Annotated in this window: 21 protein-coding genes; 4 read left to right on the top strand and 17 right to left on the bottom strand. The window is 68.9% G+C overall.

Annotated elements, in window-relative coordinates; genetic code table 11:
• Positions 1-11: 11 nt before the first annotated feature.
• The 3 genes from KBX50_RS19390 to KBX50_RS19380 all read right to left on the bottom strand — a co-directional run bounded on the left by KBX50_RS19390 (position 12) and on the right by KBX50_RS19380 (position 3,876).
• Positions 12-1,157, bottom strand: a complete 1,146-nt coding sequence (locus KBX50_RS19390) for a glutamate--cysteine ligase (protein WP_210938603.1) — start codon at positions 1,155-1,157, stop codon at positions 12-14.
• Positions 1,158-1,388: 231 nt separating this feature from the next.
• Positions 1,389-2,918, bottom strand: a complete 1,530-nt coding sequence (locus tag KBX50_RS19385; protein ID WP_210938602.1) for a non-reducing end alpha-L-arabinofuranosidase family hydrolase — start codon at positions 2,916-2,918, stop codon at positions 1,389-1,391.
• A 541-nt stretch (positions 2,919-3,459) separates the two neighbouring features.
• A complete protein-coding gene (locus KBX50_RS19380) occupies positions 3,460-3,876 on the bottom strand; it encodes a MarR family winged helix-turn-helix transcriptional regulator (RefSeq protein ID WP_210938601.1) in 417 nt (138 codons plus the stop codon).
• Positions 3,877-3,959: 83 nt separating this feature from the next.
• Here KBX50_RS19380 and KBX50_RS19375 point away from each other — a divergent pair, with 83 nt between their 5' ends.
• Positions 3,960-4,829, top strand: coding sequence for an NAD(P)H-binding protein (locus tag KBX50_RS19375; RefSeq protein WP_210938600.1), 870 nt, complete (start codon positions 3,960-3,962; stop codon positions 4,827-4,829).
• Positions 4,830-4,892: 63 nt separating this feature from the next.
• Here the strand turns inward: KBX50_RS19375 and KBX50_RS19370 are convergent, their stop codons facing one another.
• Both KBX50_RS19370 and KBX50_RS19365 read right to left on the bottom strand, forming a co-directional pair.
• A complete protein-coding gene (locus KBX50_RS19370; protein ID WP_210938599.1) occupies positions 4,893-6,083 on the bottom strand; it encodes a DUF2254 domain-containing protein in 1,191 nt (396 codons plus the stop codon).
• Positions 6,080-6,751: a hypothetical protein gene (locus tag KBX50_RS19365; protein WP_210938598.1), complete on the bottom strand. Its 672-nt coding sequence runs from the start codon at positions 6,749-6,751 to the stop codon at positions 6,080-6,082. Before KBX50_RS19365 ends, KBX50_RS19370 begins: the two co-directional genes overlap by 4 nt.
• A gap of 369 nt (positions 6,752-7,120) precedes the next feature.
• Here KBX50_RS19365 and KBX50_RS19360 point away from each other — a divergent pair, with 369 nt between their 5' ends.
• Both KBX50_RS19360 and KBX50_RS19355 read left to right on the top strand, forming a co-directional pair.
• Positions 7,121-7,396: a BON domain-containing protein gene (locus KBX50_RS19360; RefSeq protein WP_210938597.1), complete on the top strand. Its 276-nt coding sequence runs from the start codon at positions 7,121-7,123 to the stop codon at positions 7,394-7,396.
• Positions 7,362-7,931: a DUF421 domain-containing protein gene (locus KBX50_RS19355; protein ID WP_247674025.1), complete on the top strand. Its 570-nt coding sequence runs from the start codon at positions 7,362-7,364 to the stop codon at positions 7,929-7,931. Before KBX50_RS19360 ends, KBX50_RS19355 begins: the two co-directional genes overlap by 35 nt.
• Before the next feature lie 38 nt (positions 7,932-7,969).
• On the opposite strand, the gene KBX50_RS19350 is transcribed toward KBX50_RS19355, so the two are convergent.
• The 9 genes from KBX50_RS19350 to KBX50_RS19310 form a co-directional block, all read right to left on the bottom strand.
• Entirely contained in the window at positions 7,970-8,302 is a 333-nt protein-coding gene (locus tag KBX50_RS19350; protein ID WP_210938595.1) for a hypothetical protein, read from the bottom strand.
• A gap of 150 nt (positions 8,303-8,452) precedes the next feature.
• Positions 8,453-9,121, bottom strand: coding sequence for a lytic polysaccharide monooxygenase (locus tag KBX50_RS19345; protein WP_307871012.1), 669 nt, complete (start codon positions 9,119-9,121; stop codon positions 8,453-8,455).
• Between the two features lie 491 nt (positions 9,122-9,612).
• Positions 9,613-10,293, bottom strand: coding sequence for a response regulator (locus KBX50_RS19340; RefSeq protein WP_210938593.1), 681 nt, complete (start codon positions 10,291-10,293; stop codon positions 9,613-9,615).
• A complete protein-coding gene (locus KBX50_RS19335) occupies positions 10,290-12,845 on the bottom strand; it encodes a DUF4118 domain-containing protein (protein WP_210938591.1) in 2,556 nt (851 codons plus the stop codon). The genes KBX50_RS19340 and KBX50_RS19335 overlap by 4 nt, the downstream gene beginning before the upstream one ends.
• Before the next feature lie 74 nt (positions 12,846-12,919).
• The gene (locus KBX50_RS19330; RefSeq protein WP_210938589.1) at positions 12,920-13,801 is read right to left on the bottom strand and encodes a potassium-transporting ATPase subunit C; all 882 of its coding nucleotides are present in this window, start codon (positions 13,799-13,801) and stop codon (positions 12,920-12,922) included.
• Positions 13,801-15,996 carry a potassium-transporting ATPase subunit KdpB gene (kdpB, locus tag KBX50_RS19325; RefSeq protein WP_210938587.1) on the bottom strand — a complete coding sequence of 732 codons (2,196 nt, stop codon included), beginning with the start codon at positions 15,994-15,996 and terminating at the stop codon, positions 13,801-13,803. Before kdpB ends, KBX50_RS19330 begins: the two co-directional genes overlap by 1 nt.
• A 20-nt stretch (positions 15,997-16,016) precedes the next feature.
• Positions 16,017-17,672, bottom strand: coding sequence for a potassium-transporting ATPase subunit KdpA (gene kdpA, locus KBX50_RS19320; protein ID WP_210938585.1), 1,656 nt, complete (start codon positions 17,670-17,672; stop codon positions 16,017-16,019).
• Positions 17,672-17,761, bottom strand: coding sequence for a K(+)-transporting ATPase subunit F (gene kdpF, locus KBX50_RS19315; RefSeq protein ID WP_074475088.1), 90 nt, complete (start codon positions 17,759-17,761; stop codon positions 17,672-17,674). Before kdpF ends, kdpA begins: the two co-directional genes overlap by 1 nt.
• The gene (locus KBX50_RS19310; RefSeq protein ID WP_210938583.1) at positions 17,758-17,904 is read right to left on the bottom strand and encodes a hypothetical protein; all 147 of its coding nucleotides are present in this window, start codon (positions 17,902-17,904) and stop codon (positions 17,758-17,760) included. The genes kdpF and KBX50_RS19310 overlap by 4 nt, the downstream gene beginning before the upstream one ends.
• Before the next feature lie 634 nt (positions 17,905-18,538).
• Between KBX50_RS19310 and KBX50_RS19305 the strand changes: the two genes are divergently transcribed.
• On the top strand, positions 18,539-20,110 hold the full coding sequence (locus tag KBX50_RS19305) for an alpha/beta hydrolase-fold protein (RefSeq protein WP_210938582.1): 1,572 nt from the start codon (positions 18,539-18,541) through the stop codon (positions 20,108-20,110).
• A gap of 82 nt (positions 20,111-20,192) precedes the next feature.
• Here the strand turns inward: KBX50_RS19305 and KBX50_RS19300 are convergent, their stop codons facing one another.
• From KBX50_RS19300 to KBX50_RS19290, 3 genes are all read right to left on the bottom strand, one after another.
• Positions 20,193-21,470: a CehA/McbA family metallohydrolase gene (locus tag KBX50_RS19300; protein ID WP_247674023.1), complete on the bottom strand. Its 1,278-nt coding sequence runs from the start codon at positions 21,468-21,470 to the stop codon at positions 20,193-20,195.
• A 46-nt stretch (positions 21,471-21,516) separates the two neighbouring features.
• A complete protein-coding gene (locus KBX50_RS19295) occupies positions 21,517-21,849 on the bottom strand; it encodes a hypothetical protein (protein WP_210938581.1) in 333 nt (110 codons plus the stop codon).
• 81 nt (positions 21,850-21,930) lie between these two features.
• Positions 21,931-23,748: a carbohydrate-binding domain-containing protein gene (locus KBX50_RS19290; RefSeq protein ID WP_210938580.1), complete on the bottom strand. Its 1,818-nt coding sequence runs from the start codon at positions 23,746-23,748 to the stop codon at positions 21,931-21,933.
• Positions 23,749-23,911: the final 163 nt, after the last annotated feature.

The following is a 23,911-nucleotide window of genomic DNA, read 5'->3' as shown; positions in this document are numbered from 1 at the left end:
CGGCTGCCGGTTCACCCGGCGGTGGTCTCGGCGGCGAGGTGGTCGAGGACCGCCCGCACGTCCCCACCGGTGCGTGCGATGACCCGCCGCTGCCGGGCCGCGCCGGTGCCGTCGCGGCGCAACCGGACCAACTGCTGCTGGACGTACGACAAGTCGCCGTGCCGGATCAGCGCGGAGGTCACCGTGGTGAACAACTCCTCCACGAGGTCCCACGCCGGACGCGCACCGCCACCACGCAGATCGATCAGCCGGCCGTCCAACCCCTCGTGAGCAGCTCGCCAGTGGGCCGCCGCAAGCAGGCAACTACGCAGGCGGGGTGCCGCAACGCCGGCCCGCACCTGGTCGACCATGGTGGCGACCAGGGCTCGCACCAGAGCCGCGACCAACACCGTGTCGTCCACCCCCGGGCAGACGTCCCCGACCCGGATCTCCACGGTGGGGTAGCTGGCGGACGGTCGGGCGTACCAGTAGACCATCGCCGCGTCGAGCATGATGCCCGCGTCGACGAGTTCCGCCACCGTCGCGTCGTAGTCGGCGAACGAGGCGAAGTACGGGGTGGGTCCGATGCTCGGCCAGCGCTCCAGTTGCATGGAACGCCAGCTCGCGTGGCCGGTGTCCGCGCCGTCGTGCAGCGGCGAGTTGGCGGTGAGCGCCTGCACCACCGGCAGCCACGGACGCAGGTGGTTGCAGACCTGCACCGCCAGTTCCCGGTCCGGTAGGCCAACGTGCACGTGACAGCCGCACACGGCAGGATCGTGCGCGACCGGACCGAAACGGCGGGACATGGCGTGATAGCGAGGTTCATCCGGAACAGTCCGGTACGACTCATGCACCGGAGTGGCTCCCACCGCGACCAACTGCGCTCCCGCCGACCGCGCCGCCTCTGCCGCGGCACGTCGCAAGGTGATCAGGTGCGCCCGGAGATCGGCCAGGTCGGCACAGACCGGGCTGACCATTTCCACCATGCTGTGCCGGAACTCTTGCCGGCTCTGCTTCCGGGCCGCACCGAGCAGGGCCGTCAACACCCGGTCGGCAACCGGCAGGCTCTCCCCCGTCTGCGGGTCCAGCAGCAGGAACTCCTCCTCCACCCCGAGGGTCAGGAGCGCTGGCGCGTCCACGGCGCTCAGGGGCGCTGCGATGGACGGGTGGTTCGTCATCGTCGGCATCCCCTCCTGCCGGCGACGGTCACCGCCGCCGCGCTCGTGGGACTTCCCCACCAGGGCGTCGGCAAACGGCGTCCACCGACTGACCGGGCGGGCTCGGTCTGCACCGAGCCCGCCCGTTCCGGCCACCCGATCGATCGTGGGGCGTGCCGGCGCTCATCCGATTCGGCGAGCGCCCTCATCCACGACGATCAGGCATCTTCGAGCCGGATCTGTGTCGTGTCGTCAGCGTTGCAGGGTGAGCAGGCCGGGACGGTACGGCAGGCGACCGTAGTCACCGCCGGAGTTGGGGTCACGGCCCTGGTAGAGCAGTTGCAGGTTGCAGGGGTCGATGGTCATGGTCTGGTCGGCGTTGGTGCGGATCAACTCGCCGTGGCTGATGTCGTTGGTCCAGGTGGCGCCGCTGTTGGCCTTACCCGCGAACGGGTTGCTCTCGCTGGTGGCCTGCGGGGTCCAGCTGCCGCCCAGGCTGGTGGCGGTGAAGGAGCGGAAGTAACGGCCCTGCGAGCCGATCGCCTCGACGATCATCAGGTACCGCTGCTGTCCCTGGAGCTTGTACACCTGGACGCCTTCGAACAGGTTGTTCGTCGAGTCGGTCATGATCGTGGTGTAGTTCGACCCGAAGCTGCCGGGGAAGTTCCCGATCGGCATGCTGGCCCGGTAGATGCGGCCGTTGTCCCCGGCGAAGAACAGGTACATGTTCTGGTCGTCACCGATCAACGCCTGGTCGATCGGACCCGTACCCGAATTCGAGATCGAACCCGTGAACAACGTCTGGTGCGCCGACCAGCTGTTCACGTTCGTCGGGTTCGTCGACGTCCGGTAGGAGAACGCCGGGCCACCCCACTGGTACGCCAGCACCCAGACGTTACGCGGCGCGAAGTAGAACAGCGACGGCGCGACCGCCGAGAACGGCATCTGGTTCTGGCTGGCCGAACCCATCTGGTTCCAGTTCGAGAACAGCCCGAAGTTCATCGAACCCCACGACGTGCCCGTGTCGTGCGTGGTGCCGTAGACCAGGTGCTGACCGTTGTACGGCGCGTGGGTGAAGTCCTTCAACGACACCCAACCCGACCGCGGCTGCGCCAGCGGTCCGGTCGACGACCACCGGTACGACGACGGCAGGTTGCAGGTGCCCGACGGGGGCGGCGTGGTCGGCGTCGGGTTTCCGCCGCCATCGATCCGGACCAGCTGCCACTGTTGGTTGGCACCGTTCCAGTCGTCGTACTGCACGATGTTTCCGCCGTCGGCAGTCGAGGCGCCCTGCACCTCCATCACCTTGTTGCTGTTCCGGTTGATCAACCGGACGTAGCCGCCGTCGGAGTCGGCCAACCGGAACTGCTGGTTCGCCCCGTTGTGGTCGGCCCACTGCACGATGCTGGCACCGTTGGCGGTCGACCAGTTGTAGACGTCCAGCACCTTGTTGGACAGCCGCGACTTCAACCGGTAGTAGCCACCACCCGAGTCCACGAACTGCCACTGTTGCTGGTTGCCGTTGTTCCGCGACCACTGGGTGATCCGCGCGCCGTCGTTCGTGGCCAGGTTGTACACGTCGAGGGCCTTGCCGCTGTTGCGGTTGACCAACACGTACCAGGCGTTGGTGTCGACAGTCGCCGCAGCGGCGGGTGTCGACACCGCCACTGCGGCGGCGCTACCCGCCACCACCGCCGTCACGCCCGCTGCGGCGACCCGCAGCAACCACCTACGCTGCCGCGAGGGCGGCGGGAGAGCGGGAGATCTACCAAAGGCAGACATGTTCCTCCTTCAATGACCGAGAGCCGACCGGTCCGCCCGAGGATGGGCACACCGCCTAGCATCTGCGCCGTTTGTGTTAGCGCTAACATCAACGTCGACGCGTCCCCGCACACGCCTGGTCCACCGGTCGGACGAAGCAGGCTCGCCCGGTAAGCCGTAGGCATCGCCGTCCTTGACCATCGACTGTGGGCGATAACATGACGTTCGTCAAGACGTAATGTTCCGGAATCACGAGGCCGTGACGTTCCGGAATTATCGGACACCCGACCTGCCACCACCACGGCACGGCCACTCAACGACCGCCTGCGACACCCACACCGCCCCGGCCGGCCGAACTTCCCACCCGGTGCCCGGCATCCGCCAGCATGATGACGCTAACATCGATGTTCGCCCATTTGTTGGGATGGCTTGCAAGTGCGCGTACGCCAGCCGGTCGGGCACCCACAGGCACTCGGTCGGGCCGGGTGGGGTTCGAGGCCAGGGCGGCGGGCCGGGCGGGGTTCGAGGCCAGGACGGTGGTCCAGGCGCGACCGGCACGGCCCTATGAAGTGCTGCCCAACATCTTCCCCAGCAGGCCGGAAAGCTGGCGCTGCTCCTGGTCGTTGAGCAGCGCCAGCCGCTCGGACGGGAACTCGAACGCGCCCCGGACGACGCGGCGCATGTCCCGCCCGGCCGGGGTGATCGACACGCGCTTGATCCGCCGGTCGTCCGGGTCCGGCGCCCGCGCCACCAGGCCACGGGTCTCCATTCGGGAGACGAGTTGGGTGACGTTCGAGGCGTCGCACTGCAACTCCGAGGCGAGTTCCCCCATCGGGCGACTGTCCCCGGAGAGGTGTTCGAGCAGGCATGCCTGTGCGGCGCTGAGCCCGGCAACCTGCGCCGCGCGGCCGTAGGCTGCGTCGTAGGCGAGGACGAGGTCCCACACCTGCTGGGCAAGGGCGTCCGCCACCTCGGTCATGAGCACAGATTAGTTGACTCCCTCAGATAACGCTGCTTTAGTGGGTCGAGAAGCTTTAGTGAATCAACCAAAGGTGGTTCGACGTGGAGAGTCCGAGCTCGGTGAGGGCCGGCAGGCCCCGCGTACTGGTGACCGGGGTCCGTGGCAAGACCGGGTTGCCGCTGGCCAGGCTGCTTGTCGCGCAGGAGAGCGCTGACGTACTCGGCGGCAGCAGCAACCCGACCACGGTCGACATCGACGGCGTCCGCCCGACCGCCTTCTCCTGGGACGACCCATCCGGATGGAAGGCAGCGACTGAGGGCGTGGACGCCATGTACATCGTCCGACCGGACCGTGCGGACGCGCCGGACCTCATCGGCGCACTGCTCGACGAGACGCCCGCCGGGGCCCGGATCGTCCTGCTGTCCGAGCAGGATGCCGACTACATGGGCGCCGACGGATGGGCGCCGCGTGCCGAGCAGGCGGTACGCGGCAGTGGTCACGCCTGGACGATCCTGCGGCCCAGCTGGTTCATGCAGGTCTTCACCGACCCGCGCTTCTACCGCGACCAGATCACCGACGGGAAGTTGCCGTTCTCCAGCGGTGGTGCCAGCCTGGCCTGGATCGACGCCCGGGACATCGCCGCCGTGGCCGAGCGAGCGCTGCGCAACGACGAGCACGCCGGCCGGGTGTACGAGCTCACCGGCCCGGAGGCACTCTCCCTGCCTCGCACCGCAGAGCTGCTCTCCGCCGCGGTAGGGCGTACCGTGACCGCTCGCGAGATGACCATTGACGAGGTCGTGGACGGGACCACCGGCTTCGAGCGGGAACTCTTCGCGCTGACCTTCGAACGCGTGCGGGCGGGCAGCTTCGCGCAGGTCACCGACTCCGTCGAGCGGGTGACCGGACGGCCCGCGCGATCTCTGCGGGATTTCCTGGCCGATGCCGGGCCACCGTTCCGGCAGGGGATCTGACGCCTCGGCAGGTGCTCTGCGGCGAGTGCGGGTGGTCAGCGGCGAAGGGCTGCGGACCCGCCGTCAACTCGTCGGCAACCGCCGACGGATCGCCGGCCGGTGGGTCGGGAGTGCCACGGAGTCCAGGTCGGCCACGACGGCGTCGAGCAGCCGGTTGATCCGTGGTTCCCCGGTAGCGGTGTTCCGCAGCTCGTCAATGATCATCGCCAGGTAGGTGTCGTAGGTGGGACGTTTCGCCAGCACCCGCACCGTGCCGTCGTCGTCCCGCACGATCCCCACCGGATCGGGCCGGGTCGCGAGCCGGCGGAGCAGTTCGTGCGCCTCCTGGACGGCGCGCACCGCGGTGGTGACGTCGTTCGAGGCGGGAGAGAGCGCACGAGTGGCGATGTCCGCCAACTGGCGGAGACCGAATCCCACGTCCTGGCCCGGTGTGCGCTCGACGTCGATGGTGACCGAGTGGGCGACGCGTTCGACTGGCAGCAGGCGGGGCTCACCGTTGGGCAGCCGGTGGCATTGCAGCAGCGGTGCTTCGGTGACCACGAAGTCTCCCGGTGCCGGCACGACGGTGATCGCGCAGTCGTGCTCGCGGGCCAGCCGAGCCAGCAGGGCGAGGTCGACGCTGGTGACCAGGCCCGCCGCTGCGGCCGGCACGACCTGCACCACCTCGCCCGGGACCTCGCCCGGCTCCTCGCGGTCCGGCACGTGCTGTTCGATCGTGCGTCGGGTCTGCGCGCCGATGGCGACGATGATGTGCGACACCCGCATCACCGTGGTGATGTGGTGCAGGTAGTAGATGAACATCGCGGTGCTGGCCAGCACGAGCGACATCGACACGGCGAGCGAGAGTTCGGGCAGCCGCTCGCTGTCGCGGGCCGGCAGCGCGGCCAGCACCACCATCGCGAACAGGAACGTCGCCACGAACGTTCCGAGTGTCGACTGGATGACCCGGTCCTGAAGGAACGTGCGCAGCACCCGCGGGGAGTACTGGCTGCTGGCCAGTTGCAGCGCCACGACGGTGATGGAGAAGACCAGCGCGGTGAACGAGATCATCGCCGTGATGATCGACGACAGCAGGGACCGGGCACCGGCGGGCCCGCTCGGCAGGATGGTCTCGACCGGCAGCCGCAGCCGCAGCTCCAGCACCGACAGCCCGATGGCCACCACGACGGCACTCGCCGCGAAGATCGCCGGGACGAGCCAGAAACTCTGCCGGATCTCGGCGAGTCGGGCGGCGGCCGTACGGGGGCGGCTCACGTCGCCGCAGCCTTACGCTCCCGGTCGGCACTCAGGAAGAAGGCGCCGAACGCCCCCGCCAGAGTGCCGAACACCACCACCGAGTAGATCGCGAGTACCAGCTCGACGACTTGGGCGAGCGGATCGTCGACGCCGAGTGGTTCACCCGTGATGGTGGTCATGGCGACATCGTGCAGCGCCGGTCCGTACGACCGGTAGGTGCCGGTGACGACCAGCAGTTGGCCGACGCTGAGGACGACCGTCGCGGTGATGATCGCCAGCCATGCGATCCGGTCGGTCAGCAACCTACCGGCGGAGCGCGAGCCGCGGACGGCGGCGGTGATGACGCCGCCGGCTCGGGCCGCACGCAGGGCGGAGGCGGCCCGGGCGAACCGGAGGAACGGTACGGCCAGGAAGATGAGCTGCCACCAGTTGCGTCGCCAGAACCGGCGGGCGTCATGGCGGGCCAGCCAGGCGCGCAGGGCGAACTCGCCCACGAACACCGCCCACAGCACCCAGCCCAGCACGGTCAGGGCCGTGGACAGCGTGGGATGTCCGGCGAGTGCCTGCCCGAGGACGACCAGCACGAAGAGCACGCCGAGGGCACCCATCGGCTTGTCGAGCCGCCGGGCGACACCGTTCAGAACCGCGTCCTCCGGCGCCTGCTCGCCGTCGGTGGGCCGGCTCATCGCTGTGCCGGCCTGGCGGCCCGGCCGGGGACGCGTCCGGACAGCCCGATCGGATGTCGGTGGTCGGTGTCGCGACGGCCTGACCGGTGCCGCCCGTTCACAGGTACGTCGCCCACGCGCGCTGGCTCGTGGTGCCGTCCCGGAGCGATCGGCGGGTCACGATGACGTCCTCCCGGCGGTCGTGCGGCCAAGCCGCGATCGGCACCCTGGCTGGCCCGCTACCCGAAATCCACGGCCGCAAACGTCGAGCTGCCGATCTTCGCCGACCGTCACAGTCACGGGTAGAGACCGTCATCGGTTCGTCGTGTTGTCCGCCGTGGCCGCCGGGTAGGGCAGTCGTAGCAGACGAATCCCCTGAAGGAGTCAGCCATGACCCACCCCTGGTTCTTTCCCCACGACCTGCCGCCGCTGTTCTACGCCGAGCCCACCAGCGAAGACACCCGACTGGCCTGTCAGCTGCTCGCGAGCATGCAGCAGGACTCACGCCTGCGTCAGGAGCGAATCTGCATCGAGGTGCAGAACCGGGTGGTGGTGCTCGACGGCACAGTGAGCACGGCCGAGACGAGCGCCGAGGCGCATGCCCTCGCCTGGCGTACACCGGGAGTGCACGATGTCAGCAACCGGCTCCGCCACCTCGGTGAATGACCTGAGTACCGCCGGCACGATGGTGCTGAACAATCCTGCCGACCTGGTACGCCTGCTCGTGGTCGCGGCGATCATCTATCCGGCGCTGGTGGTGATCCTGCGGGTTTCCGGCAAGCGGACCCTGTCCAAGCTGAACGCCTTCGACTTCGTGGTCACGGTCGCGCTGGGCTCGACGCTGGCGACGATCCTGCTGTCGCGGGACGTCTCGCTGGTGGAGGGAATTCTCGCCCTGATCCTGCTGGTGGCGTTGCAGTACGCAGTCGCGCTGCTCGCCGTACGCTGGCCACCGTCGCAGAAGGTGCTCAAGGCCCGGCCCACCATGCTGCTCCGGGACGGGCAGCTACGAAGCGAGACGTTGCGGTCCACCCGGGTGGCGGAGAGTGAGATCCGGCAGGCCGCCCGCAGCCACGGCGCGGGCGACCTCCACGACCTTGCCGCTGTCGTGCTGGAGACGGACGGCAGCCTGAGCATCATCACTCGCGACCAGCTCGGTGACGGCAGCACCCTCGTCGACGTACGCGACGAGGGACGGTAGCGGGCCGGCCAACCCGTGGCTTCGCCGCACAGCCGGCGTCAGCCCTCGATCGGTGGACGGTCGATGTTGAGGTGGAATGCGCGCTCCTCGGCCTCCTGACGGGCGGCGACGAAGTCGCGCTGCCAGTCCTGGGCATCGTCGGGAATGCGGGCGACCACGTGCTCGCCGTGCACCCGCCCGTCCGCGTCGGTCAGGGTGACACCGACGACGGTGTGGCCACGCCCCGGTATGGCATAGTGGCGCACCGCCCAGCGGGCGGACATCTGCGCGGTATGGCGTCGGCGTCGCGCACCGCCCGTCAGGACCACGGAAACCAGCAGGACGGCGATCAGCACGACGACGAAGATGGCCAGGAACGCGATGATCCGCACCCGCCCGAGGCTACCCCGCTGCCTGCCGGTGGTGCAGCGTACGAGGACGTCGCCGGAGAGTCGGGCAGGCCCGACCACCAGCTCCGACAGGCCTCGGCTCCGACCCGTTCGTCCGGGCCGGAGCCGAGCTGCGCTTGGCGGGCGGGCGGATCAGACGATGTTGATGTCGCTGCACCACATGTAGGTCTGGTCCATGTGCGACGCCTTCCAGATCACGAAGAGGACGTGTTGTCCTGAGCGTCCGGACGTCGAGACGTTGAACGAGATGTTCTGCGTCGGCGCGTAACGCCCGGTCTGCGTGATCAGATCGATGTTGCCCCAACCGACGCGCTGCGTGTTCGGATTGAACCCTTGCCGGGTGAGGTAGACCCGGAAGAAGTCAGCGCCGTGGCTGGCCTGGTCGTAGAACTGGAGCGTGAAGTTGCGGCTGACGGTCGTCGCCTTCCAGGCTCCCGGCTGGTTCAGGGCGTCGTTCCTGGAGAGAGCGTTGCTGCAGAGCTGTCCGTCGGGCGTACGGGCCTGGTACTGCCCGCCGAGGCCGTCCCGCAGCTGGCTCATCCAGTTCCACATGGTGTCGGGGTTGGCCTGGAACGCCCGGTAACACATGGGGTCCTGCGTCTGCAGCGCCGGATCCATGTGCCGGTGGCCCCAGTTCTGCCAACACTGGTAGGCGCGGGTCGCCGGGTTGATCACAGTGCCGTGGGCCTGGGCGGCACCCGTCCAGGGCAGCATGGCGGCTACCACTGTGAGTGCCAGCACCAGCGCCCGGACGGCGGGCCGGGATTGCCGGCCGGATTGGTGGGGATGGTGTGAACGCACGATGCATCCTCCATTTCTGACGCGCTCACCGGGACGGGTTTGGGAGCGCTTCCAGCGAGTATCACACCAATCGGACAAGATATCAATGATCGTCTATTGGTATCGGTTGTTCAGATTTCGCCGGAGTCGTCGTCCTGATCAGCACGACACCCACCCCCGGAATGTGCAGGGAGAAGCGGCATACAGTGATCGACAATTAACGCGATCATCGGGACCGGTCGTGCCGCCCGCTGGCGCCCTTTGTCAGTGGGCCAACGCGGGGTCGGTGGTGCGCTGGGTCGCGTCGCGTACCTCGCCGACGAGCTTCTCCACCACGTCCTCCAGGGCAGCCGCCGAGTTGCGCGCCGGCCATCATCAGGGAGACGTTCTCCATCGCCCGCAGCGTCACACGGGCGATGGAGGAGCCAGCCGCCGCAAGGTTCGATCTGCGTACGGCGGGCGGAGATCAGGGCGAACTCCGCCCCGACAAGCCCCGACCGTCACCACCAGATTCATGGCTGGTAGCGGTAGCCCATGCCGGGTTCGGTTATCAGGTGACGCGGCCGGGTGGGGTCCGGTTCGAGTTTGCGGCGCAGCTGTGCCAGGTACTGGCGCAGGTAGCCGGTTTCGGTCTCGTACCCCGGCCCCCACACGTCACGAAGCAGCTGACGCTGGCTGATCAGCTTGCCCGGATTGCGCAGCAGCGCTTCGAGCACTCCCCACTGCGTGGGGGTCAGTTTGATCTCGGCGCCGTCATCGCGGGTGACGGTGTGGGCGGCGAGGTCGACGGTGTGCCGACCGAGCTGCGCCGTGGGGCTGGCCGCATCGGCGGTCGTGTGCCGACGGGTTACGGCGCGGATACGGGCGAGGAGTTCATCGACGCCGAAGGGCTTGGTGACGTAGTCGTCAGCGCCGGCGTCGAGGGCGGTGACCTTGTCGTTGCTGCCGGCGCGGCCGGACAGCACGATGATGGGGACCGTGGTCCAGCCACGAAGCCCTCGGATGACGTCGACGCCGTCGAGGTCGGGTAGGCCGAGGTCGAGCACGACGAGGTCAGGTGGGTGACTGCCGGCGGCCTTCAGCGCGGCGGTGCCGGTGGCGGCGATGTCGACGTCGTAGCCGCGGGCGCGCAGGTTGATACGTAGCGCGCGCAGGATCTGGGGTTCGTCGTCGACGACGAGGATCCGGGTCATTCCTGCGGGCCCTCCGTGGCTGTGGTCGGGGTCGCGGCGGGCAGCCTCAACACCATGGTGAGACCGCCGCCGGGGGTGGTCTCGGGATTGATGCTGCCGCCCATGGCCTCGGCGAGTCCGCGGGACAGCGCCAGCCCGAGGCCGACGCCCGTGGTGGTGTCGCGGTCGCCGAGGCGTTGGAACGGCAGGAACACGTGGTCCCACTGGTCCGGGGGGATGCCGGGGCCGGTGTCGATGACGCGGAGTTCGACCTGGCCGGAGTGGGCGCTGGCGGTGATGGTGGGTGGCTGTCCAGGTGGGCTGTGACGCAGCGCGTTCGCGACGAGGTTGACCAGCACCCGCTCCAGCAGGCCCGGGTCGGCGTTGACGGCGGGCAGGTCGGTGGGGATGTCGGTGCTGACCTCGGCGGCGGGTGAGCCGAGTTCGTCCAGGGCCCGGGGTACGACGTCCTCCAGGCCGATCGACGCGGCGGTGATACCGAGCGCCCCGGCCTGAAGGCGGCTCATGTCGAGCAGGTTGGCCACCAGCTGGTCGAGCCGGTCGAGGGATTCGTCCGCGGTGACCAGCAACTCGTCCCGGTCCTCGGTGTCGAACTCCACGTCCGGGCTGCGCAGGCTGGACACGGCGGCCTTCGCCGAGGCGAGGGGGGTACGCAAATCGTGGCTGACTGCGGCGAGCAGCGCGGTACGCATCCGGTCGGCCTCGGCCAGCGGACCGGCGGCGGCGGCCTCCTCGGCGAGGCGTTCCTGCCGGAGCGCGACCGCGGCCTGCGCGGCGAACGCCTCGACGATGCGCCGATCGGCGGCTTCCAGCCGCCGGCCACAGAGCACGACGGTGAGCCGGTCGTCGACGGGTACGGCCGTCTCGCCGGCGCTCGGAATGCGGGCGGGCGCCTCACCCACGCTGGCAACGACCCGCCAGGCGTTCGCTGCCCGCTCCCGAGCCGGGTGCCCGGCCGCTTCCGCGGTCAGTTCCAGGACGCTGACCGCGCGCAGCGCGAAGGTCTCCCGGAGCCGTTCCAGCAGCGCCGGCAGGGGTCGCTGCCCGCGCAGCACGCTGCCGGCGACGGTGGCGAGGGTCTGCGCGTCGGCGGAGGCACGGGCCGCCTCGCGGGTCCGCCGAGCCGCCACGTCGACCACCCAACTCACCGCGACGGCGACGCCGACGAAGACGCCCAGGGCGAGGAGATTGTCCGCCTCGGCGATGGTCAGCGTGTAGAAGGGCGGGGTGAAGAACCAGTTCAGCAGGAGGGATCCGCCGAGCGCGGCGAGCAGGGCCGGCCAGAGCCCGCCGACGAGCGCGACGCCGACGACGGCGGCGAGGAAGATCAGAATGTCGTTGGTCAGGGTGAGGTCGGGCAGCGACTTGAGCAGTGTGGTCAGGCCGGGCATGCCCACGACGGTGAGCGCGAACCCGTACAGCCGGCGACGCCGGGACAACGCGGCAGGCACCGCCGGACCGCGCCGACCGCGACCTACCTCGGCGTGGGTCACCAGGTGTACGTCGATGGAACCGGACAGCGCCGTGGTGGTGACTCCGACGCCCCGGGAGAACAGTTGCGCGACGCGCCCCCGTCGACTGGCACCGAGCACCAGTTGGGTGGCGTTGACGCCCTGGGCGAAGTCCAGCAGCGCGGCGGGGATGTCGGTGCCGAGAACCTGGTGGTACGTGCCGCCGAGGCTCTCCACCAGCACCCGTTGCCGTGCCAGCTGCGCGGGGTCGGCGCCGGCGAGCCCGTCACTGCGGGCGATGTGCACGGCGAGCAGATCGGCGCCCTTGCTGCGGGCGGCGACGCGGGCCGCGCGGCGGATCAGCGTCTCTCCTTCGGGCCCGCCGGTGAGGGCGACGACAACCCGTTCGCGGGCCTCCCAGGTGGCGGAGATGCCCTGCTGGGCGCGGTACGCGTCGAGTTGCTCGTCGACCTTGTCGGCGAGCCAGAGAAGCGCGAGTTCTCGCAGAGCGGTGAGGTTGCCGATCCGGAAGTAGTTGCCGAGCGCGGCGTCGATCTTGTCGGGACGATAGATGTTGCCGTGGGCCATCCGTCGGCGTAGCGCCTCGGGAGTCATGTCGACGAGTTCGACCTGTTCGGCGGCGCGGACAACGGCGTCGGGGACCGTTTCCCGTTGGGTGGCGCCGGTGATCTGAGCGACGACGTCGTTGAGCGACTCCAGGTGCTGGATGTTGACCGTGGTCAGCACGGTGACCCCGGCGTCCAGCAGTTCCTGCACGTCCTGCCAGCGCTTTTCGTTGCGGAAGCCGGGCACGTTGGTGTGGGCCAGTTCGTCGACCACGGCCACCTCGGGCTGCCGGGCGAGCACCGCGTCGAGGTCCATCTCGGTGAACTCGGCTTCCCGGTAGGTGATCGCGCGCCGGGGTACCTGTTCGAGATCGCCGATCATGGCGGCGGTGTGCGTACGGCCGTGGGTCTCGACGAACCCGATCACCACGTCGGTGCCGCGCTCGGCGCGTCGGTGCGCCTCCTCCAGCATCGCGTACGTCTTCCCGACGCCGGGTGCGGCGCCGAGATAGATGCGCAGTTCACCTCGCGCCACCGCACCCCTCCTCTGCTCGAAGAAAGGGCCCCTTGTTATGGCCATTTGTACCGCAAGGGGCCCTGCCGGACAGCTCAGCGGCCGGGGAACTCCCGGTCGAGCGCCAGATTGATTTCCAGCACGTTGACCCCGGGTTCGCCCATGAAGCCGAGCGACCGTCCGGTGGTGTGCTCCTCGACCAGACGACGGACCGCGACAGGGTCCGCGCCGCGCTCCCGCGCCACCCGGTCGACCTGCAACTCGGCGTACGCCGGGGAGATGTGTGGGTCGAGACCGCTGCCGCTGGCGGTGACGGCGTCGGCGGGAACCGCGGGGTCGGCCGGAGCGTCGCCCCGGATCGGGGTGACCAGCCCGCCGTCGGCGACGTAGTCCGCACCGGGCTGGGCCAGTTCCACCGGCACGCCCTCGTAGCGGGTGAGAAACGGCGTGGCCGGAGCAACCTGGTTGACGCTTACCACCCGGGTCACCGGCCCGCTCAGTCCGTCGGCACGGAACACCGCGAGCACTGCACCGACCCCGTCAAGGGTGCAGTACGGGCGGCGTCCGTCCACACCCTCCAGTTCGCCCACCGCCCTGCTGCGCGCGCAGACCTGGGTGAGCAGGCTCTGCGTCGACTCCTCAGGGTCGACGGCGATGGTGTCGACCACGCTTTCCGGGCCGAGGTTACTGGCAGCGGTCGCGGTCGGGTCGTAGCCGTCGCCGGCGGCGGAAGGGCGGGACTGGAAGTAACGCGGGACAGGGTTGCCGTCCGGGTCGGTGAAGGACTGACCGATCAGTGCGCTGCCGACGGTTCGGCCGTCGGCGGCGACGAGCGAGCCGTCCGCCTTGTCGTCGAGACCGGGAATCCGGCCGATCGCGACAAGAGCGAGCGGATAGGTGAGACCGAGCAGCACGGTGAAGACGAGCAGCGCGCGCAGGGCGGCCAGGTGCTGGGCGAGCCAGTTCGGAAGGCGCATCACGAGATCCCTGGGATGAGCTGAAGAAGCAGGTCGATGAGTTTGATGCCGACGAACGGCACCACGATGCCGCCGAGGCCGTAGACCAGCAGGTTGCGGCTGAGCAGCTTCGACGCGGCGGCCGGTCGGTAGCGCACACCCCGCAACGCGAGTGGGATCAGCGCGACGATGATGATCGCGTTGAAGACGACCGCCGCGAGGATCGCCGACTCCGGGCTGGCCAGCCGCATGATGTTGAGGGCGTCCAGACTGGGGTAGATGCCGGCGAACATGGCCGGGATGATCGCGAAGTACTTCGCGATGTCGTTAGAGATGCTGAACGTCGTCAGCGCCCCACGCGTGATCAGCAACTGTTTCCCGATCTCCACGATCTCGATCAGCTTGGTCGGGTCCGAGTCGAGGTCGACCATGTTGCCGGCCTCCTTGGCGGCCGACGTACCGGTGTTCATGGCGACACCGACATCGGCCTGGGCGAGAGCCGGGGCATCGTTGGTGCCGTCGCCGGTCATCGCGACCAGCCGGCCACCCTCCTGCTCCTTGCGGATCAGGGCGAGCTTGTCCTCCGGGGTGGCCTCGGCGAGGAAGTCGTCGACCCCTGCCTCGTCGGCGATGGCCTTGGCGGTGCGCGGGTTGTCACCGGTGATCATCACGGTCCGGATGCCCATCGCGCGCATCTCGTCGAACCGCTCCCGCATGCCGGCCTTCACCACGTCCTTGAGGTGAATGACGCCCAGCGCGCGGGCCGCCTCGCCCTTGACCTGCTCGGCGACGACCAGCGGGGTGCCGCCGAGGCCGCTGATCTCGTCAACGATCTGGCCGACCTGCTCGGTGGGGTGGCCACCGTTCTCGCGTACCCACTTCATCACCGCAGCGGCAGCGCCCTTGCGGATGCGGCGGATGCCGCCGTCGACGCTTGCCGTTCCGAGGTTGACGCCGCTCATCCGGGTCTGTGCGGTGAACGGCACGAAGGTGGCGTGCGGGATCAGGCCGGGCTCGCGCTCGCGCAACCCGAACTCGTTCTTGGCGAGCACCACGACGGAGCGGCCCTCCGGAGTCTCGTCGGCGAGGCTGGACAGCTGCGCGGCGTCGGCGACGGTCTCCGTCGGCACGCCCTGGACCGGGACGAACTCGGCGGCCTGCCGGTTGCCCAGGGTGATGGTGCCGGTCTTGTCCAGCAGCAGGGTGTTCACGTCGCCGGCAGCCTCGACTGCTCGGCCACTCACGGCGAGCACGTTGCGTTGCACGAGCCGGTCCATGCCGGCGATGCCGATCGCCGACAGCAGCGCGCCGATCGTGGTCGGGATCAGGCAGACCAGCAGCGACACCAGCACGATTCCGCTGACTCCGGCGTCGGTGATCGCGCCGCTGTCCGAAGCAGCGGCCTGGAACTCCTTGGCGAAGATGGCCAGCGGCTGGAGGGTGACGACGGCCAGCAGGAAGATGATCGTGAGTGCGGCGAGCAGGATGTTCAGCGCGATCTCGTTCGGGGTCTTCTGCCGGTTGGCGCCCTCGACCAGGTTGATCATCCGGTCGATGAAGCTCTCGCCCGGTTTCTGCGTGATCAGCACGACGATCCGGTCGGACAGAACCTTCGTGCCGCCGGTCACCGCGCTACGGTCACCCCCAGACTCCCGGATCACCGGGGCCGACTCTCCGGTGATCGCCGACTCGTCGACGCTGGCGATCCCTTCGACGACGTCCCCGTCGCCTGGGATGATTTCCCCTGCCTCGACCACGACGACGTCACCCTGCCGCAGTTGAGGAGCGGGCACCGACTCGGTCTGGTAGGCACCAGGGGCGGCGCCCGCGGTCCAGCCCAGGGCGCGGGTGGCCACGGTGTCCGTCTTCGCCCGACGCAGGGCGGCGGCCTGGGCCTTGCCCCGGCCCTCGGCCACGGCTTCGGCCAGGTTGGCGAAGATGACGGTCAGCCACAGCCACCCGGTGATCGCGACCGCGAACACCGATGGGTCCGCCACCGCGAGGACGGTGGTGAAGAGCGCCCCGATCTCGACGATCAGCATGACCGGGTTGCGCCAGAGGGTGCGCGGGTCGAGCTTGCGCAGCGCGTCCGGCAACGACTTGAGCATCTGCTTCGGGTCGAGCAGGCCGCCGCCAACCCAGTTGCCGTGGGTGGCCGGTGTGCCGGCGGTCGCCGCGTCGGCGGTGCCGTGTGGCGCCGGCGTGGAGGTGGTCATGTCCTTCTCTCTCATGGTCGTCACAGCCCTTCGGCCAGCGGGCCGAGCGCGAGGGCGGGCAGGAAGGTCAGCGCCACGAGGATCACCGTGACGCCGGCGACCATCCCGACGAACAGCGGCCGGTGCGTGGGCAGGGTGCCCTCGGAGGCGGGGGTGGGTTGCTGGCGTGCGAGGGAGCCGGCCAGGGCGAGCACGAGGATGATCGGTAGGAACCGGCCGAGCAGCATGCACAAGCCCAGCGCGGTGTTCCACCAGGGCGTGCTCACGGTGATGCCGGCGAAGGCTGAGCCGTTGTTGTTGCTCGCCGAGGTGAATGCGTAGAGCACCTCGGACAGGGCGTGCGGCCCGACGTTGAGCGCCGTCGAGTTGTTGCCGGTGGCAAACGCCGCGGCCGAGCCGATCAGCACCAGTGCGGGGGTGATCAGGAAGTACAGCGAGGCGAGCTTGATCTCCCGCGAACCGATCTTCTTGCCGACATACTCCGGAGTCCGGCCGACCATCAGTCCGGCGACGAACACGGTGATCACCGCCAGGATCAGCAGGCCGTACAGGCCGGCGCCGACACCACCGGGTGCCACCTCGCCGAGCATCATGTTGACCAGCGGCATCATCCCGCCCAGCGCCGTGTACGAGTCGTGGAACGAGTTGACCGCGCCGGTCGAGGTGAGTGTGGTCGAGGCGGCGAAGGTGGCCGAGTTCGACACGTCGAACCGGACCTCCTTGCCTTCGAGGGCCGCGCCAACCGCCTGCGGCACCGTGCCGTCGCCGGTCAGCTCGAAGATGTTGGTCAGCGCGACGCTGGCGACCGCCAGGACCGCCATCACCGCGACGATCGCGTATCCCTGCCGCACCTGGCCCACCATCCGTCCGAAGACCCGGGGCAGGCTGAACGGGATCACCAGCAGCAGGAAGATCTCCAGCCAGTTCGTCCAGGTCGTCGGGTTCTCGAACGGGTGGGCGCTGTTGACGTTGTAGAAACCGCCACCGTTGGTGCCCAACTCCTTGATCACCTCCTGGCTGGCCACCGGGCCGCCGGTGATGGTTTGGCTCCCGCCGGTCAGGGTGGTGATCTCGGTGCCGGCGGACAGGTTCTGCACCACCCCGCCGGCCATCAGCACGAGAGCGCCGAGTACCGAGATCGGCAGCAGGATCCGCAACGTGATCCGGGTCAGGTCGACCCAGAAGTTGCCCAGTTCGCCGGTCCGGCTGCGGGCGAAGCCCCGGACCAGAGCCACCGCCACCGCGATGCCCACGGCGGCGGAGACGAAGTTCTGTACCGCCAGACCGGCCATCTGCACCAGGTGACCCATGGTCGACTCACCCGAGTACCACTGCCAGTTCGTGTTGGTCACGAACGACACCGCCGTGTTCCAGGCACCGTGTGTCATCACCGGGTCGAGTCCGAGCGACAGCCACAGGTGGTTCTGCAACCGCATGAACCCGTACAGGAACAGGATCGAGATGGCGGAGAAGGCGAGCACGGCCCGCGCGTACACACCCCACGTCTGCTCGGCGGCCGGGTTGACCCCGACCAGCCGGTAGACGATCTGCTCGACACGGGTGTGCCGGGTCCCGGATACCACCCGAAACAAGTAGTCGCCGAACGGCCGGTGGACGGCGGTCAGCGCCGCCATCAGCGAGAGGATGAACAGCACACCGGCTGTTGTCGCGGTCATCAGAAACGCTCCGGGAACAGCAGGGCGACCACCAGGAACACGGCCAGGCCGATCGCCAGCACCAGGCCGACGGCGTTGACGGCGCTCACAGCTTCTCCACGCCCCTCACCACCAGCGCGAGCGCCGCGAACAGCGCGACCGTCACCAGCACGAACACCACGTCAGACACGTCTGACTCCTCATTCCGGAACAGATCCCGCGCGACCGCCTTCCGGCCGCGCCGAGCAATCACAACGCCACTCGCTCCTCAACGACAGGGGCCATAACGCGACCATCACGGGGAACCGGCGTTTCTTAACGGCCTTTTCACGCCGCCGCTCGATCGGGTGATCCCGGGCACTGCGGACACCGCTACCGCCCGGGTCGGCCGCCAGGCGGGGGCTCTCCGCGTTCGCCGAGGTGCCGCACGGACCCCGTCGGGCCGTGACCAGGAGCAACCAACCACGTAACACCGCCGCAACACTCTTGACACCCGAAGGTGAGCCCGGCCACACTACCGAGGCTAATTCGATTTAGCTGACGGTCGCACCCAGCACTGGCCATCCACATCGGACAGGGAGCCATTCGCCCCCGGGAGGAGGCTCATGTCCAACCACCGCACCGCAAGCCCGTTTCGCGGGCACCTCCCGACCACACCCCGGCGTCGAGCCTCCCGCCCACCGTGTTCCACCGGGGACCGGACGAACGCCCGGCCACGCCCCCCGCACGGACGCGGCGGGAGGTGAGGCGGAAGTTCCTCGGTCGCCAATGTCCGAAAAAGGCTGTAGATCCCAATGAGGCTGCGCGAGACCACAGAGGAGTAGTCCCAGATGAGGAATGCGATCGGAAGACGCCGGCTCAGCCGTGCGATCTCGATACTCGCGATCATGTCGCTTGGCGCTGGTGCCAGCGCCACCCTCTCCGCACCAGCGGCCGTCGCAGGCAAGCGCCCGGTTGTGGAGGGTGCGACCGTCAAGCCGGATCGCGGTTCACCGACGGGGTACACCGTCACGTTCGTCTACCACAACCCGGATGCGACACAGGTTCGCCTGGCGGGTGACCTGACGCTGCTCGACGTCGACACCGGCAACACCCGGTACCAGCCTGAGGAGTGGCAACCAGGGCGGTACCACGCCGGAGGCACCGAGTTCCTCCGGGACATGACCAGGGACTCGAAGGGATACTGGTCGGTCTCGCTGCCGCTGCACGCTGGTGGGATCAGCTACTGGTACCGGGTCTGGGATCCCACCCAGGGCTGGGAGAACAAGCGCATCTGGGATCCTGCGTCGACGAAGCCTCGCCCCCCGGGTGAGTCCTCGTTCCGGGTCAGGAACAACGACGTACTCGATGCCGTGTACGTGCCGTACGCCAAGAAGCAGAACGACCCGGTGCTGAAGGAGCGTGCGGAGTACGAAGTCCCGATCGCGGACCGCAAGAAGCGGGGCACCGTCACCTACATCCCCTACACCACGATTCTCGGCGACAGCGGCCACTACCTCGGTGTCTACCTGCCCGCCAACTACAACCCGAAGCGGGCCGAGCCGTACAAGGTGGCGTACCTCGCCCACGGCATCTTCGGTGACGAGACCGACTTCATGGTCCCCGCGAACGTCCCCAACATCCTGGACAACATGACGGCCAAGGGCGAGATCGAGCCCACCGTGGTGGTCACCATGGGGAACCACTTCACCGGCACCAGCCTCGGCTTCGGTTCCTACAACCAGACGAACGCCGCCAACAACCTGGTCCAGACGATCCTTCCGCTCATCGAGGAGAAGTACAACGTCTCGACCGAGCGGGAAGGCCGCGCCTACGCCGGGTTCTCCTACGGCGGCATGACGGGCGCCCACGTCATCAGGGGCTACCCGACCACGTTCGCCTACTACGGGCACTTCTCCGGCAACCCGTCGCTGTCCGCTCAGGACTACGACAACGTCGCGGCCGCAGTCGGGGACGACGATCTCTTCGTGTTCCTCGGCAACGGTGTCTTCGAAGGCAACCTCAACGCCCAGAACGCCATCGCGGACAACTTCCGGGCTCGGGGGTACGCGGCCAGGACGACCCAGGTCCCCGGCGCGCACGACGGCATGACGGCGAGCCAACTGTTCACGATCTTCGCCCGCGACCACCTCTGGTCGGAAGTCGACACCGTGGGCACGGCGCGGACAGTGGTCAAGGCGAAGGCCACGCCGGCGTCGATCGCCAGTGGTGGCACCTTCAAGCTGCACGTCAACGTGCGGGCACAGACCCAGCACAAGAAGGCGCCGAAGGTGACAGGCGAAATCACTGTCACCTTCGGTGGCGGCACCCACGTGGTGCCACTGGCCGGCGGCAAGGCCCTGGTGAAGCTGCCGACCGCCGGATTGTCGGCAGGTGTGTACCCGGTCCACGTCGCCTACTCCGGTGACCGGCACTACGCGCCCGCCGCTGGGTTCCATCAGCAGCTACGGGTCCGGTAACACGCGACGTGGTGGGCCGGCGACTCAAGTCGTCGGCCCGCCGCGCGTGACCCGGGCCCCCGCCGGGACGGGACGCTCGCCCTCAGGGGCGTAGCCACCACGGGCTGGTGTACGCCACTCCGAAGTCGTTGCACGGGTGACCAGCCGGCCCGGGTGTGCCGTTGGGCAGCGACGGATCGGAGACGCGGAGCACCACCCAGTCGCCGTCGGCGACGTTGAGCGGCACCGTGAAATCGGTGACCCGACCGTTGACCGTGTCAATGACATCGACGACGGTCGGCGCGGAGGTACCGGGCCGCAGGACCTGGATCCGCAGCGGCTTTCCGTCCCAGACCGGCCCACGGTCGAGGTCCAGTAGGAACCGCACGTCGCCGGAGGTCACGTTCAGCACGCCACCCATGCGTACACCGTTGGCCGTGGCATCCACCCGCAGGCCGGAGACGCGGGTGGCGAAGGAACGGCGGGCTGCCATCGCCTCGAACACCGCGGCTCGGGTGTTCTCGGTGACCCACAGGCCGCTGCGCCCCTTGCCCTCGTGGAAACCCCAGGTGGTGCCGTGTTCGTCGGTGACGCCGGTGAGACCGGGCCGCCACCCGGCGTTGAGACAGGCCACCAGCGGCGACGTCATCCCGGACGACCAGCCTTCGAACAGGTAGTCGTCGGTACGGTTGAACATCTCCAACCCCACCAGCTGGTCGCGGGCCGAGGCGTTGAACGAGAAGTTGTCGAACCGGCCCAGCTCACGGCCGGGGTGGTTGAAGCTGGCCAGCCCGCCCGGCCGACCCGTCAGCCAGCGGTACAGGCTGCCGGTGCTGCCGGCCCGCCAGAGGTCGGCGAAGTCAGAGGTGTTCCATACGTTGATGTGGCCTTGCAACGGATGGGACCACTCGAATCCGCGGATCGCGGTGAACTGACCCGGGTCGTTCGCGGCGTTGGCGAGGTCACCGGTGGTCCGCCACTCAGACGAGCTGATCCCCTCGATGGCGAAGAGGGTGGCGTGGTCGGTAAGCGCAGCGACATCCAGACCGGCCTCGCGCATCGAGGCGAACGCGGCCTCGGGGCTGCCGTCGCCGTCCGACGCGACGGTGTGGTTGTGCATGTCCGCGTGGACCAGCATCGTGCCTTGGCTGACCAGGGAGGTCCGAGCGGCACCCGCCGCCGTGGTCGCGGTCGGGGCGCTGGCCATCGTCGTGCTGGCCGCCTGGGCCGAGGTCGGCAGCGCGGCCAGCATCAGCGCCCCGCCGGTGCCGGTCAGCAGCGCCCGCCGGCCGAGCATCGGCGGGACGTTGACCTGACCGTACGGCACCTCGTCGGCGGGTCGGTGGTCGTGGTGACAGTGATGGGGGTGATGTCCACTCATAGGCAAACATGAACATGTCTCTACTGGACGATGCCACCAAGCTGGGTCATCGTTCAGGCGAACACCTGCCGTACAGAGTTTCCCCGACCCGGACCGACGCCGGGGTGCGCCAACTGTCGACCTTCGGCAGTCGTCCAGGCAGCCGGCCGAGCTCGGTGTCGATGTCGCGCAATGCGCTTTCGCTGCCCAGATGTTCCCGTTCCACACCGAGTGGCGCGTGCTCCCCGCAGAACCACACCGCACCTGGCGGATGCCCCACCCGGCCGGGAGGGGGGTTGACGGCGTCGGCGAAGTAGACCAGAACGAATTCGCTGCGCGCGCCGCCGAGCGTCGACTGAGCTGGTTCGAGGTGGCAGACGTGACAGCGCGGGGGCAGCATGCAAGCAGTCTGGCAGCCCACGGCCAGGGGAGCCCGGCACCAGGTGGTGCCGGGCTCCCCCGATGGGGCGGTGGATACCGATCAGTTCGCGGTGCAGGTCAGCGTCGGTACGCTGTTGCTGCCGTTCCAGCTGCCGAGGAATCCGAAGGTGGCGCTGGCTCCGGCGCCAAGTGAACCGTTGAAGGAGACGTTTGTCGCCGTCACCGCCGAACCGCTGGCGTTGATGGTCGCGTTCCACACCTGACTGATCGTCTGACCGTTGGCGAAGGTCCAGGTCACCCGCCAACCGTTGATCGGGGACGAGCCGGCGGTGACCCGCACCTCACCCTGGAAGCCGCCCTGCCACTGACCGGCGACGCTGTAGGTCGCCGTGCAGCCCCCAGCGCTCGGCGGCGGGGTCGTCGGGTTCGGCGGCGGAGTGGTCGGGTTCGGCGGCGGGGTGGTGGGCGGCGGAGTGGTCGGCGGCGGCCAGCCCGGGCCGCCGGGCGGCCAGCCGACCAGGCCGCCGCGGTACTGGCCGGCGGTGACGGTCATCAGTCGGGTGGCCCCCGCGATGCTGCCGCCGCTGGTGGCCATGCCGCCGATCGTCGTGCCGGAGAGGCTACCGCCCAGGTAGACCTCGTAGGTCTGTCCGTGCTGGATCCGGTTGGAGGAGAAGACCACCTCCCGGAAGTTCTTGGGAGCGCGGTAGGAGGCGAGCACCTGGCCCCCGGAGACCAGGTGAAGCAGGGTGCCGGCCGGCTGACTGCTGGACAGTTGGGGAGCGACCCAGCCCTGGCCGGCGGTCGGCGGCAGGCTCAGCACCGCCATCGAGGTCGACCCCGCCCCGAGCATCGTGCCACCGTTGAAGTGGACCGGGCCGTTCGAGTCGATCGCGCCCTCACCGGGGCTGCCGGTGCTCGGTCCGCTGACCACGACCGTGCCGGCGGTGAAGGTCACCGAGCCGTTGGAGTCGATGCCGTCGATGCTGGAGTTGACCAGGGTGGTCCCGCCGGTGAACCGGACGAACGCGTTCGGTGCCACATCGAAGTCGCCGTACCCCTCCTCGACGGCGTTGATCGCGTCGTCGCGGGCGGTGACGTTGACGCTGCCGCCGCTGATGGTGACCTGCCGGCTCTCGATCGCCTCGTAGGAGCTGGTGACGGTCACGGTGCCGCCGGAGATGGCGACGGTGTTCTCGCCCTTGATGGCGTCGTCACCGGCGTTCACCCGCACGGTGCCGTTCGTGATGGCGAGTCGGCCCCGGTCCGCCTCGGTGTCGTCGGACTTGATGCCGTCGCCGCCAGCGGTGACGTCGAGGTTGCCTCCGGTGATGTCGAGGAAGTCCTTGCCCCGGATGCCGTCGTCGACCGCGTTCACCGTGATGGTGCCGGACTCGATGACCAGGCCGTCCTTGCTGGTGATGCCGTCGTACGCGTTGCCCCGCACGGCGAGCGCGCCGGTTCCGGTGATCCGCAGGTCCGCCTTGCTGAACAGGGCGGCGTTCGGCTCGTCGGTGCTCGGGTCCGGATAGACATACCTGGTAGCGTCGGAGAGTCGGTTGGTGGTGCCGGCGGCGAGCGTGATCACGACCTGGTCGGCGTCGGCGACCTGCAACGGCGCGTTGCTGGAGTTGCTGATCGTGGCGCCGTTCAGGATCAGTTCCACGGCACCCGAGGCGGCGGTGTCGACGTTCAGATAGCCGTCGTTGAGGGTGCCGCTGATCTCGTAGGTGCCTGGCGCGGTGATCGTCACGGCCCGTCCGGCGATGGTGACGTCGGCGCTGGGGCTGGTGGCGCTGGCACCGGTCAGCGTGATGGGTACGGTCGCCTGCGCGGTTGCCGGCGCCCCCAGTGGGCCGGCGATCAGTGCGATCGCGAGCCCGACGGGGAGAATGGCTCTCAGCGGGATGCGTTTCATGGCTCTGTCCTGACTCGGATGGATGGGACGGGATCCACGCGTTCGGTAAACTATAGATGAACGTCGATGAATTTTCGCCCAATCGTCCACAATGTGGCCACCGCATCCGCCGTCGGTTGGAAACGCCGACGGGCCGATGGCCATGAGAACGGCCATCGGCTCA

Source organism: Micromonospora sp. C51 (genome assembly GCF_018070435.1).
In the GTDB taxonomy this organism is placed as follows: domain Bacteria; phylum Actinomycetota; class Actinomycetes; order Mycobacteriales; family Micromonosporaceae; genus Micromonospora; species Micromonospora sediminimaris.
This window is presented reverse-complemented; position numbering and strand designations above follow the sequence as displayed.